The sequence below is a fragment of the Sorangium sp. So ce131 genome, assembly GCF_051519095.1.
GTDB lineage: Bacteria > Myxococcota_A > Polyangia > Polyangiales > Polyangiaceae > Sorangium.
Window position 1 is genome coordinate 6,070,899 of record NZ_CP150455.1, and the last position, 12,543, is coordinate 6,083,441.

A 12,543-nucleotide genomic window follows, 5' to 3' on the forward strand; every position below is an offset into this window, starting at 1 on the left:
CAATCATCAACAACCAATCGCAATGGCGCTCACGGCACAAAATCCCCTCGGCCGCTCGCCACGGATTGCAAACATCGGGCTCTGGGCACAATGCAAGTACGGACCTCCGCCATGTCATCCGCTGGCGAGCTGCCGGGCTGCAACTCGGGAGGTGGCGTCGACACCGCGCATGAGCTCATCCGCAGGGCGCGCGTCGCGCCGCTCGTCCGACCGCGACCGTTCCGCGCCGGCGGGTGGGTCCGCGCGGCGGGGGTGGGCGGGCGCGCCGAGCACCGACCGAGGTGCCATAAGGCATCCGTGGGCTCGAGGTCCCAGGCGCGCCTCGTGTGGCGCGCGACGAAACGTCCCAGCGGGCGAGGCCCGAAGGGAGACATGCCGGGCGGTGTTCCCAGCGCAAGCTCCTTCGTCCCAGTCTTGCCGGTTGGCCAGCGCCCGCCCGCCCCCGCCGCGCGGACCCACCCGCCGGCGCCGCGCACACCGTCCCCGCGCTCGCCCCGCCGCCGCCGCCGCCTCCGCCTTTCGGGTAGCGCCGCTCCCCGGCTTGGACTAGTGCCCCTGCCGATGCCGATGGGCCGAGCTCGTGCTGGTATGACGACCTTGTTCGCTGCGGATCGCGGAGGTGCGCTGTCCCCGCCCGCCCGGTCGGCAGGCCGCGCCCTGGCGCTCGCCGCCGTCGCGCTCGCCGCCTGCGCCTGCACGAGCGGCAACAACGAGAACGACCAGCAGGTCCGGATGTCCCTCACCATCGACCCGGCCGCCTTCCTCGGCGACGTGCGGTGCTCGAACGAGGAGGGCGCCATCCGCAGCTACGTCGCCACGCTCACGGACGAGAGCGCGGAGGGCGGCCCGATCCCCCTCGCCTCCTCCCCGCCGATCCCCTGCTCCTCGCGCGTGACGTTCACCGACATCGTCGAGGGCCGCTCGTACCGCGCCGAGATCGACGGCTACGGCCTCTTCGCCGAGGAGCTCACCCCGCGCGGCGGCGAGACGTCCGGCAGCCGCGAGATGCTCGCCGGGCGGGATGCCGTCGACCCGCGGTGGACGTGGGCGTGCTCCGGCCCCGACGAGGACGGCATCGTCGCGCGGAAGGGCGTCAACGTCGTCTTCCGGGGCTGCGTTCCCCTGACCGTCGACACCGAACCCCAGCCCACGGCCATCGAGCTCGACCCGACACACGCGCTCGGCGCGCTGCGCTGCGAGGCCGACGGCGGCACCGTCGCGTCGTTCGACATCCTCCCCGAGGACGACGCGCTGGCGCCCGTGCTCGGGATCACGTGTCCGCCCGCGCAGACGCCCGGGTACAACCTGGACGACCTCGGCGTCCCCCCTGGAGGAGCGTACACCTTCCGCCTCGAGGCCCGGGACGCCGCCGGCGCGGTGGCGTTCGGGTCGACCTGCGTCGCGCTGGCGGACGAGGGCGTCACGGCGGCGGCCGTCTGCGATCCGCTCTCCGCGACCGGCGCGCTGGAGATCGACCTCGACGCGCTGGTCGCCGAGGAGGACCTCGCCTGCGGGGACGGGGCGTCGGCCTACTTCGCGAAGGTGGCGCCCGCCGACCAGCAGCCCGAGGCGGAGCAGCTCCTGGTCGGCCCCGTGCCGTGCGGCGAGCGCGCGTTCGTGTCCCCGCTCGCCCCCGGCGTGTACAGCGCCTCGATCGAGGTGCTCGACCGCAAGGGGGCCCCGGTGCGCACGGCCGCCTGTGACGGCGAGGTCCGCCCCGGCGCGACCACCCGCGCCGCGTGCGCCGTCGGTTCTCCCTGAACCCCCGCGGCTCCCCGCCGCTCGAGGCCGGCAAACCCTTTGCGCCGGCCTCCCCCTTGGAGTACCTGAACGCATCCGTCGCACCCCCTGAACAGCGCGGGTCCAGGGGCAGGCGGCGGAGGCCGAACACGACCTCGTCGCACGTCGAGCACGTCGATCGAGGCTGCGGACGCCTCCGCCGGTCTGCCCGACGCACGCACGATCCGCGCTGGGACGGGCCTCACGACGGGGCCGCGCGCGCCGCGCCCGCCCCGCGCCTCGGGTTCAGATCCCATGGAAGATACGTCGAACATCCAGCAGAAGGTCCCGGTCAGCATCCAGGACGAGCTCCGGACGAGCTACCTCGACTACGCGATGAGCGTGATCGTCGGCCGCGCGATCCCGGACGTGCGCGACGGCCTCAAGCCGGTGCACCGCCGGATCCTCTACTCGATGAACGAGCAGAAGATCGGCCCCACCGGCTCGCACAAGAAGTGCGCGCGCGTCGTCGGAGACGTCCTCGGCAAGTACCACCCCCACGGCGATCTCGCGGTCTACGACGCGCTCGTCCGGATGGGGCAGACCTTCAGCCTGCGCTACCCGCTCATCGACGGGCAGGGCAACTACGGCTCGGTCGACGGCGACTCGCCCGCGGCCATGCGGTACACCGAGTCGCGCCTGTCGCGCATGGCGGTGGAGCTGCTCGCCGACCTCGACAAGGACACGGTCGACTTCGTCCCGAACTACGACGACTCGGAGCTCGAGCCGAGCGTCCTGCCGGCGAAGTTCCCGCAGCTGCTCGTCAACGGCTCCGGCGGCATCGCCGTCGGCATGGCGACGAACATCCCGCCGCACAACCTCGGCGAGATCATCGACGCGACGATCGCGATCATCCGGAACCCGGACATCACCCTGGAGGAGCTGCTCCACCTCGTCCCGGGGCCGGATTTCCCGACCGGGGGCCTCATCTACGGCAAGAGCGGGATCGTGCAGGCGTACACGACCGGGCGCGGCTCGATCACGATGCGCGGGCGCAGCCAGGTCGAGAAGACGATGAAGGGCGACCGCGAGCAGCTCGTCTTCACCGAGATCCCCTACCAGGTGAACAAGGCCCGGCTGGTCGCGAAGATCGCCGAGTGCATGAAGGAGAAGCGCATCGAGGGGATCAGCGAGGTGCGCGACGAGAGCGACCGCGAGGGGATGCGCATCGTCGTCGAGCTGAAGAAGGACATCTTCCCGCAGGTGGTCCTGAACCAGCTCTACCGGCTGACGGATCTCCAGGCGACGTTCGGCGTGATCAACCTGTCGATCGCGAACGGGCGGCCGGCGGTCCTGAGCTTGAAGGAGACGCTCGCGCACTTCATCGAGCACCGGCGCGAGGTGGTGACGCGGCGGTGTCGCTTCGAGCTCCGGCAGGCCGAGGCGCAGCGCGAGCTCGTCGAGGGGCTCGGGATGGCGACGAGCGACATCGATCGCGTGGTCGCGACGATCCGGGCCTCGAGCGACCCCGACGACGCGCGGGAGAACCTGCAGAAGCTGCCGCTCCGGGGCCTCGGCGAGTTCCTCCGCCGCGCCGGCCGTCCGGAGCCCGAGTGCGCCGAGGCCGACGGCCGCGGGGACTACTTCCTGTCGGAGCGGCAGGCCAAGGCGATCCTCGAGATGCGGCTCTCGCGCCTGACCGGCCTCGAGCGGGAGAAGCTCGCGAAGGAGTACGGCGAGCTGTCGCAGACCATCGAGCGCCTCCGGGCGATCCTCGCGGACATGGGGCTGCTCATGAACGTGATCGTGATGGAGCTCGAGGAGATCAAGGCGCGGTTCAACGACAAGCGGCGCACCGAGATCGTGCCGGCCGAGGCCGAGATCCAGATGGAGGACCTGATCCAGGAAGAGGACATGGTCGTGACCATCTCGCACGCCGGCTACCTGAAGCGGACGCCGACGTCGACCTACCGGGCGCAGCGCCGCGGCGGCAAGGGGATGGTGGGGATGGAGGCGCGCGAGGAGGACTGGGTGAGCCAGCTCTTCGTGGCGTCGACGCACTCGTACGTCTTCTTCTTCAGCGACAAGGGCAAGGTCTTCGTCAAGAAGGTCTACGAGATCCCGCAGGCGCCGCGGAACGCGAAGGGCCGGGCGATCGTGAACTTCGTCGGGATGGAGCCCGGGGAGAAGGTCGCGGCGATCACGCCGGTGCCGAGCTTCGACGGCGAGACGTACGTGGTGACGTTGACCCGGCGCGGGCAGATCAAGAAGACGGCGCTGAACGAGTACGAGAACTACCGGGACAAGGGCATCATCGGGGTCCGGATCGAGGAGGGCGATCAGCTGTTCACGGCGGCGCTGACCGACGGCAAGCGGGAGCTCGTGATCGCGACGCGGAGCGGGATGAGCATCCGCTTCCCCGAGGATCAGGTGCGCCCGACGGGCCGCGCCACGATGGGCGTGAAGGGCATCGAGCTCGACGACGGCGACGTGGTGGTGGGCCTCGGCGTGAGCGGCGAGGGCCGCGACCGGGTGCTCGCGGTGTGCGCGCGGGGGTACGGCAAGCAGACGCCGCTCGAGGAGTTCCGGCTCCAGAGCCGCGGCGGCAAGGGCGTCATCCTGATCGACGCGAGCGAGCGGAACGGGCCGGTGGTGGGCGTGGCCATGGTGAGCCCGAGCGACGAGGTGCTGATCGTGACCGACCGCGGCCAGATGATCCGCACGAAGACGAGCGAGATCCGCGAGACGGGGCGCAACGCGCAGGGCGTGCGGCTCATGAACGTGGGGCAGGACGAGCGCGTGGTGGCGGTCGAGGCGTTCGCGGCGGAGGCCACCGAGGCGGAGGACGGCGGGGGGTCGACGCCGCCGGCGGCGGGGGTGGACGGGACCAACGGGGTCGCGGACCACGGGGTCGGGGACGGGAGCGGAGGGGGCGGAGAGCCGAACTGAGGGAGGCGGGCGGGCGGGCGGGGCTCGTGAGCGGACCGGCCCTCGGAGAGGGTGTTCGTCGGGGGGCGCGGGGGCCCCGCCGAACTCGCCTTGGACAGTGCGCCGGAGGCGCACTGTCCAAGGCTCAGACATCGGCCCTCCCCCGCGCCCCCCGACGAACACCCTCTCCGAGGGCCTACCCTCGTCCTGAACGGGCTCAGACATCGGCCCTCCCCCGCGCCCCCCGACGAACACCCTCTCCGAGGGCCTACCCTCGTCCTGAACTGGGCCGGACTTCGGGCCTCGCGCAGCGTCTGCTCGGGTCTACCCTCGTCCTGAACTGGCTTGAGAGCTCCGCGCCGGGGCTCCCCTCACAGGTCCGCGGCCGGTGCGCCCCTGGATGCTCGGCGAGGCGGTCCGGCCCTGCGGTGGTGCCTTGTTCCTGGGCGCGGCCCCGCACGAGCCGCGCGAGCTCGGTCACGTGCGCGTCGTCCGCGTTCATCGCCTCGAGCGCCTCGGCGAGCCGCAGGACGTACTCCACGTTCGAGCCGCTCGGGCCGCGCGACGCGAGCACCTGCGCCGCGATCTCGGCGAGCGGCGCCGCGCCGAGGTAGCTCGGGTTGTCGGGCGTGGCCAGGTACACCGTGGCCGTCGAGGCCGCGCCGTCCGCGCCCTCCGCGCGCCCGTCGGCCAGGTACAGCGGCACGTCGTGCCGCGCATATCCCCCCTGCTCGCGGTGATCCAGGGCGCGGAGCACCTCGTCGAGATCCGCCGGGGCGATCCGGTACGCCATCCCCCAGCAGCGCGCGCCGGGCTCCGGGATCAGCGTGACGACCCGCCCGGGGGCCCCGGGGACGCCGCGATGATCGGTGGACCCCTGCCAGAAGCGGCGCGCCCACCCCGTGATGTACCCCCGCGCCATCTCCTCGAAGCGGAACGCCGGCCGCCAGATCAGCGAGCCGTAGCCGAAGATCCAGGTCTCGCGATGCACGACGCCAGTTTATCCGATCGCGCCGCCGGATGGGCCCGCTTGTGGACCTCGGGGCCCCGGGCTAGCTTGCCGTGGGGCGGATCGCTCGCGCCGAGGCACCCCATGAACGCCAGGATCCCCATCGGCATCAGCGACTTTCGCAAGCTCCGCGAGCTCGGCCTCGAGTACGTCGACAAGTCTCATCTCCTCTGCGAGCTGCTCGACAAGGTGGGCACCGAGGTGTTCCTCCTCCCCCGCCCCCGGCGCTTCGGTAAGACGCTGAACCTGTCGATGCTCCGCGTCTTCCTCGAGAAGAGCGACGAGGACCTATCGCGCCTGTTCGCCGATCTCGGCGTCTGGGCGGCGGGCGATCCTTACCGCGCCCATTTCCAGCGGTACCCGGTCCTCTTCCTGACGTTCAAGGACATCAAGGCCGACACCTTCGAGCAGTGCTGGGCGGGCGTCACCAAGGTGATTCAGGCCCTCTACCGCGAGCACCGTTATCTGCTCGACGCGGACCGGCTCGAGCGCGGGGCCGCGCGCGACTACGCCGCCGTGCTCGACGGCACCGCCGGGAGGGTCGTCTACGAGCGGGCGCTCGCGGACATGTCGATGCACCTGCACCGCCACCACGGGCAGAAGGTCGTCATCCTCGTCGACGAGTACGACGCCCCCATCCACGCCGGCTACATCGGCGGCTATGCGCACGAGGTCCTCGGCGTCTTCCGTGGTCTCCTGACCGGCGGGCTCAAGGACAACCCCCACCTCTTCAAGGCCGTGCTGACCGGCGTCCTCCGCATCGCCAAGGAGAGCATCTTCTCGGGGCTCAACAACATCGCCGCCTATTCTCTCCTCGCCTCCGAGTTCAGCTCCTGCTTCGGCTTCACCGAGCCCGAGGTGGAGCGGCTGCTCGAGAAGGCCGGGCGCCCCGGGCTGCTCCCGACCGTGCGCGCCTGGTACAACGGCTACCTGTTCGGCGGCACCGTCATCTATAACCCCTGGTCCATCCTCAACTTCATCGCCCGCGAGGACCCGGACCCGCAGCCCTTCTGGGTCTCCACGAGCTCCAACGACCTGATCAAGGAGCAGCTCGAGCGGCGCGCCGCCGTGCTCCAGCCGGACTTCGAGGCGCTGCTCGAGGGCGGCAGCGTCGAGCGGGTGCTCGACGAGAACGTCGCGCTCGGCGACGTCGCGCACGACGACGACGTGCTCTGGAGCTTGCTCGTCTTCTCGGGCTACCTCAAGGCCGAGAAGCGCTCGCGCGGGCCGATGGAGCGGCCCGCGCACCTGCTCTCCATCCCCAACCGCGAGGTGCGCGAGGTGTATACCGGCACCTTCCAGCGCTGGATGAAGGACCGGCTCCGAGGCCACGGCGGGGATCTCGCGCGGCTGACCCGCGCGCTGCTCGGCGGCGACGCCGAGGTCCTGGAAGAGCAGCTGCAAGCGTTCGTTCGCAACCTGCTCTCGTACCACGACGCCGGCCACCTCCACCCGGAGCAGGTCTATCAGGCGTTCGTCGTCGGCCTGCTCGCGGTGCTGGAGCCCGCGTACCGGGTGCGCTCCAACCGGGAATCGGGGCAAGGCCGCCCCGACGTGCTGCTCCTGCCGACCGAACCCGGGACGCCGGGCGTGGTGCTGGAGATGAAGGTCGCGAGGCCGGCGAAGAGGACGCTGGAGCAGGCGCTCGACGAGGGCATCGAGCAGATCCGGAAGAACGACTACCCCGCCGAGCTGCGGGCCGCGGGGGCGCTGCCCGTGCACGCGTTCGCCGTCGCCTTCGACGGGAAAGACGTGCGGGTGCGGGTGTTGGAGAGCCCGTGACGGCTCGCCGCGGGCGCGACGGCGGTCGCGACGCCCGCGCCCCGCTCACCCCTCCAGCAGCTCGAACCGGATCCCCGCCGCCTGCAGCCGCTCGATGAGCCGCTCCCCCATCGCGACCGCCGGCGTGAGCACCCCGGCGCGCGCCGGCAGCCGGTCGTGATCGAGCGCCATGCAGAGCGCCGACTCCGCCACCATCTTCGCCGTCTCCGAGTAGCCCGGATCGCCGCCGCTCACCCGCGTCACCACCCGGCGCGTCGCGCTCTTGCCCTCGAAGGTCACCTGGAACCAGCTGCGCGCCCGCTCCTGCGCGCTCGGCCCCTCCCCGGGCGCGCGCACCTTGCGCAGGAGCTCCCGCGTCGGCCCCACCTTGGCGAGCGCGGCGACCGCGCCGATGCCGGCGAGCCCGATCACGAGCTGCAGCCCGGACTTGACCTGCATGAAGTGGCCGTACTGGAAGTCCGGGCCGTACATGTCGAGCTCGCGCGCGCTCCGCAGCACCACCTCCGGGTCGATCGACGGTATCGGACAGACCCAGGCGCGCAGCGCCTTCTCGTAGTGGATGCGCGACCTGAGGGCCTGCACCTTCCGGCCGCCCTGCGCCGGCTCGGGCCCCGCGCCGCGCCTCCTGCGCCTCGCGCCCGCCATGATCTCGAGGAGCGACTGCCAGGTGCCGCCCGAGAAGCTGCCCTGCGCGCGCATGACGCCCTCCACCACGATCGGCTCGCCCGCGGGCAGCTTCGTCACCGTGAAGAGCGCCCCGAGGTCGGCCGGGATGCTGTCGAAGCCGCAGCAGTTCACGATCCGCACGCCCCGCGCGCGGGCGGCCTCGTGGTGGCGCTCGAGCAGCCGGTCGACGAACACGGGCTCGCCCGTGAGATCCGCGTAGTCGGTGCCCGCGCGGATGCACGCCTCGACCAGCGGCTCGCCGCGGTCGGCGTACGGGCCCACCGTCGTGAGCACGACGCGCCCCTCGCCGGCCATGCGCTCGAGCGACGCCGCGTCCTCCGAGCTCGCCTCGATCACGCCCAGCGAGGCGCACGCCGGATCGATCGCCTCCAGCGCCGCCTTCACCTCGGCGAGGCGCGCCGCGCTCCGGCCAGCGATCGCCCAGCGGAACGGGCGCGCCGCGGCGGCCTCGGCGGCGGCGTCCCTGCTCTTCTCCGCGAGATACTCGGCGACGAGACGACCGGTGAAGCCGGTCGCGCCGAAGACGATCACATCGTATGTGCGGCCCTTGGACATGGTGCAGCCTGATACCACGACCGCAGGCGGAAACGTCACCGCCTGCACCACGAGAGCGACGGCGGCGCCCAGCCGCCCAGCGCGCGCTCCAGGTGCTGCGCCACGGCGATGGTCAGGTGATCGTTGCCGTGGATCGCCGCCACCTGGACCCCGAGCGGCAGCCCGTCGCGGTTCAAGCCGAGCGGGACCTGCGTCGCCGGCATCTCCATCACGTTGAGGACGGCGGTGTACGTCCACTGGAAGGGCGGCAAGAGCGGCGCGTAGTGCCGGGGCGCGGGCCTCGGGTACGACGGGTAGAGCATCACCCCCCGCTCGCCGATGCGCGACACGAGCTCAGCCCGCAGCGCCTGGCCGAGCTCCAGCGCGCGCCGGACGCGCGCCGGGAGCCGCTGGCCGACGTCCTCCAGCAACGTGAGGGCGAGGGCGGGTAACGTGTGCGGCGAGCGCCGGATCGACCACCGGGCGAGCTCGCGCGAGAGGCTCACCGGCCGGCCGTTCCCGAGCAGCGCGCGGAACGTGGCGCCGCCGGACGTGCCCACCATCGCCGTCCAGATGTCGAGCGTCCGCGCGAGCAGGTCGATCCGCGCCTCGCGCACCGTGGCCCCCCGCGCCGCGAGCGCCCGGGCCGCCCGCCGCTGCGCCGCCAGGAGATCGGCGCTCACCCTCCAGATGCCGTCGTGCTCGACCGAGAGCACCGTCAGCCCGGCGAGGTCGACCGAGGCAGGATCACCGAGCGGCAGCGGCGCGCAGCCGGGATCGCGCCCGTCGGGGCCCGCGAGCACGCGGAGCACCGGCATGAGGTCCTCGGCGCGCCGCGCGATCGGCCCCGCGGTCAGGAACCGGAGCCCGCGCTCGCCCGGCAGCGGGTACTGCCCCGAGGTCGGCACGAGCCCGCCGGTCGGCTTGTGCCCGAACACGCCGTTGAAGAACGCGGGCATCCGGATCGAGCCGCCGATGTCCGAGCCGAGCCCGACCGGCGCGCCGCCCGCGCCGACCACCGCGCCCTCTCCGCCCGAGCTGCCGCCGGCGGTGCGCGCCGGATCGTAGGGGTTGTTCGTCCGGCCGTAGATCCGGTTGCTCGTCTCCATCCACATGCACAGCTCGGAGACGTTGGTGACGCCGAGCGGGATGAAGCCCGCGGCGCGCAGGCGCGCCACGGTGACCGCGTCCTCGCCCGCGCGCACGCCGGCGCGCGCGACCAGGCCCGCGGAGTTGGGCATGCCCGCCACGGCGAAGCTCTCCTTGATCGAGCACGGCACCCCGAGGAACGGCGGCGCCGCGGCCGGCCCGATCCGCGCGAGCAGCGCGTCGGCCGCGCGCGCCTCGGCGCGCGCCGCGTCGAACCGGTCCGCCACCATCGCGTTGAGCGTCGGGTTCACGCGCTCGATGTGCCGGATGTGGGCCTCCACGACGTCGGCCGACGTCACGGCCCGATCGCGGATCAACGCAGCGAGCCGCGTGGCCGAGTGCAAGAGCAGCGGATCTGGTGACGGCATGGCAAGGGGAGCAATCAGGCGCGGGACGACGACCCGGGTCAAGGGCCCCGCCGCAGCGCGCCGCGCCGCGCTCCTGCGCCGCGCGAACGCCGCCATGGTTGAGCGTGGCCGGGCGCTGCCGCGCGCCGGCGCCCGCTCGCCGCGCCTCACCCCCGCGCCGCCTCGAGCTCGCGCGCCCGCGCTCGCCGCCTCACTCCCGCGCCGCGGCGAGCTCGCGCGCCCGATGGCGCTGCGGGAACGCCCAGCGCACGGCCCCGGTCACCAGCCAGTCGACGGCCCCGTGGCTGCCGACCTGGATCCCCGGATCGACGTACACCTGCACGCGATCGCTGAGCTCCGTGCCCACCTCGAGCACGCTCGTCGAGACGACGCGCGGCGCGCCGAGGTGGTTGATCTGGAAGCTCTGATCGGGCTGCACCCAGAACCCACGCGGCAGCGCGACGACCGCGAACGGCCGGATCACCGACGCCTGGATGTCGTCGCGCCGCGGATCGCCGCCGAACGACGCGACGTGCTGCAGCTGGATCCCGAGGCGCGCGGCCCCGGACACGCGGACGAACGCCTGGACGAGCGGCCCGATCTGGTTCTTGCCCGCGCCGAGCGCGCGGCTCGTCGCCGAGTCGAGGACGAGGTCCGAGCCGAGGACGAGCGCGAAGCGCGGCGTCCCGACCGCGCGGACGAGCGGCCGGACCAGGATGTCGCCGAGCCCCGCGTCGCGCTCGCCCAGGGCCCCGCCCGCGTAGGCGAGCGGCACGTCGGCGCGCAGCGAGAGGATCCCGCCCACGGCGTAGTCCCCGCGGATCACCGCCGCGTTGTAGAAGCCGCGGCTGCCGCGGGTGATGTAGTCGTCCCGGAGCTCGATGAACGTGCCGAGGGTGGCGGGCGCCGAGGGGACCGGCACGCGCGGCGTCCCGGCGCTGCGGGGGCCCGGCCCGCGCGACGGCGCCGGGGGCCGCGCGGGCGCCGCCGGCCGCGCGGGCTGGGCGCTCGCGGCGCGCGCAGACGCCGCGCGCGCCGACGCTGACGCCGCGCGCGCGTCCGCGGCCGCCGCCGGCGCGCTGCCGAACGCGAGGGTCGCGACGAGCGCGCCCGCAGCGCCCGAGGCCGCGCGGCTGCGCCGGTGACACGAAGGCGAGACCGTCCGATCGGCGCGGCGCGCCTGCGCCGCGACCACGAGGTGCGCTTGCATGGCGGATCCCTTAACGGCGCTGCCGCGGCGGTCGCAGTCGGTCCAGAGCAGCAGTCCGCGCCGCGGGCGCGCACGAGATGAGGATCCGGCGTTTGCGCACGCCTCCCCGGCGCGCCGGCACCCCGCTCGCGCGACGGACGCGCGCGCTTACGTCCACGCGTAGCATCCACTACGTGCGCGCGCGCGGCGCGCTGCTCACCGCTCCGCCCGACGGCGCGAGTTCGTTCGGAACGTCGGCGCACTCTGTGCACTTTCCACTCACAAAAAACGCCCGAAATACTGCGGAAACGTAGCATCTGTAAACGATCACCTTGACGCGACGCAGTGGCTCTGTAAGGTAGCCGTACACACGCCATGCAGAAGCCACCGTGCACCGCCAGCGCCCTCGCCTCCGGCGATGGGACCTCCGCTGCGAAGCTGGTGTGCCGTGTCTCGCTGGCGTTCTCGACGATCCGTTCGCTCGTCGTCGAGAGCAGCGCCCCCGCCGCGCTCCTAGCGGTCCTAGCCATTATTCCCGCGATCGTCAGCCCGGTCGTACGCGTAGGGCTGATTCGCGTTGGAAACGGTTGCGGGCCGCCGCTCTGAGCAAGGCAGCATGGGAGATAGGCCCCCGCACCGTAAAGGTCCGGGGGCTTTCGTTTTTCTGGCCTGTGGGTTCGCGAAGAGCATCCGTCATCAAGGAGGATCAGGTGAGCAAGGACCATTCGAGGAAGAATCGCGAGGACGCCTCCACCGAGGCCGTTGGCCAGCGCATCGCGGAGCTCGCAGAGCTGGTCGCCGCGGGCTGTGGGATGCCCGTGGCGTCGAGCGCCGTGCGGGAGGAGTTCGAGGCGCTCGTCGACGAGATCCGCGCGCGCGCCAGCGAGGGCGAGATCCGCGCGCCCCAGCGCTCCTCGACGCACCTGAAGGGCGCGCGCCCGGGCGACGAGCACGCCGCGGCCTCCTTCGAGTTCCACGAAGGCCCGCCCTCCGCCCACGTCGGCCCGGAACGAGGAGCCGCCGCGGGCTCCTCGCGCGTCGTATCCCTCGACGACGCGCGCCGGGTGCTCGACGCCATCCGCCGCGAGGAGAGCAGCGGCGGCGGACCCCGGGAAGACCTGCAGCGCGCGATCGCCTAAGGTGCCGGACCAGAGCGAAACGGCGGAACCCAGCGGCCAAGGCGCCCACGGGCGCCACCT

8 protein-coding genes are annotated in these 12,543 nt (G+C 72.7%); 4 read left to right on the plus strand and 4 right to left on the minus strand.

The annotated features are described in order from the left end of the window. Window positions 1-588: 588 nt before the first annotated feature. Together WMF43_RS22020 and gyrA are read left to right on the plus strand one after the other, a co-directional pair. Window positions 589-1,761: a hypothetical protein gene (locus tag WMF43_RS22020; protein ID WP_437683066.1), complete on the plus strand. Its 1,173-nt coding sequence runs from the start codon at window positions 589-591 to the stop codon at window positions 1,759-1,761. Between the two features lie 273 nt (window positions 1,762-2,034). After that, window positions 2,035-4,668 (plus strand): DNA gyrase subunit A, encoded by a 2,634-nt coding sequence (gene gyrA, locus WMF43_RS22025; RefSeq protein ID WP_437683068.1) that lies wholly within the window; start codon window positions 2,035-2,037, stop codon window positions 4,666-4,668. Window positions 4,669-4,915: 247 nt separating this feature from the next. On the opposite strand, the gene WMF43_RS22030 is transcribed toward gyrA, so the two are convergent. Further along, the gene (locus tag WMF43_RS22030) at window positions 4,916-5,638 is read right to left on the minus strand and encodes a gamma-glutamylcyclotransferase (protein WP_437683069.1); all 723 of its coding nucleotides are present in this window, start codon (window positions 5,636-5,638) and stop codon (window positions 4,916-4,918) included. Window positions 5,639-5,740: 102 nt separating this feature from the next. Here WMF43_RS22030 and WMF43_RS22035 point away from each other — a divergent pair, with 102 nt between their 5' ends. After that, entirely contained in the window at window positions 5,741-7,438 is a 1,698-nt protein-coding gene (locus WMF43_RS22035; protein ID WP_437683071.1) for an AAA family ATPase, read from the plus strand. A gap of 45 nt (window positions 7,439-7,483) precedes the next feature. Here the strand turns inward: WMF43_RS22035 and WMF43_RS22040 are convergent, their stop codons facing one another. The 3 genes from WMF43_RS22040 to WMF43_RS22050 all read right to left on the minus strand — a co-directional run bounded on the left by WMF43_RS22040 (window position 7,484) and on the right by WMF43_RS22050 (window position 11,365). Next, entirely contained in the window at window positions 7,484-8,680 is a 1,197-nt protein-coding gene (locus WMF43_RS22040; RefSeq protein WP_437683072.1) for a saccharopine dehydrogenase family protein, read from the minus strand. A 35-nt stretch (window positions 8,681-8,715) separates the two neighbouring features. Next, complete coding sequence (locus tag WMF43_RS22045; protein ID WP_437683074.1) at window positions 8,716-10,176, minus strand: amidase; 1,461 nt, start codon at window positions 10,174-10,176, stop codon at window positions 8,716-8,718. A gap of 190 nt (window positions 10,177-10,366) precedes the next feature. Continuing rightward, on the minus strand, window positions 10,367-11,365 hold the full coding sequence (locus tag WMF43_RS22050) for a hypothetical protein (protein ID WP_437683075.1): 999 nt from the start codon (window positions 11,363-11,365) through the stop codon (window positions 10,367-10,369). A gap of 689 nt (window positions 11,366-12,054) precedes the next feature. On the opposite strand from WMF43_RS22050, the gene WMF43_RS22055 reads away from it, so the two are divergent. Beyond that, complete coding sequence (locus WMF43_RS22055; protein WP_437683077.1) at window positions 12,055-12,483, plus strand: hypothetical protein; 429 nt, start codon at window positions 12,055-12,057, stop codon at window positions 12,481-12,483. The last annotated feature ends 60 nt before the right edge of the window (window positions 12,484-12,543 follow it).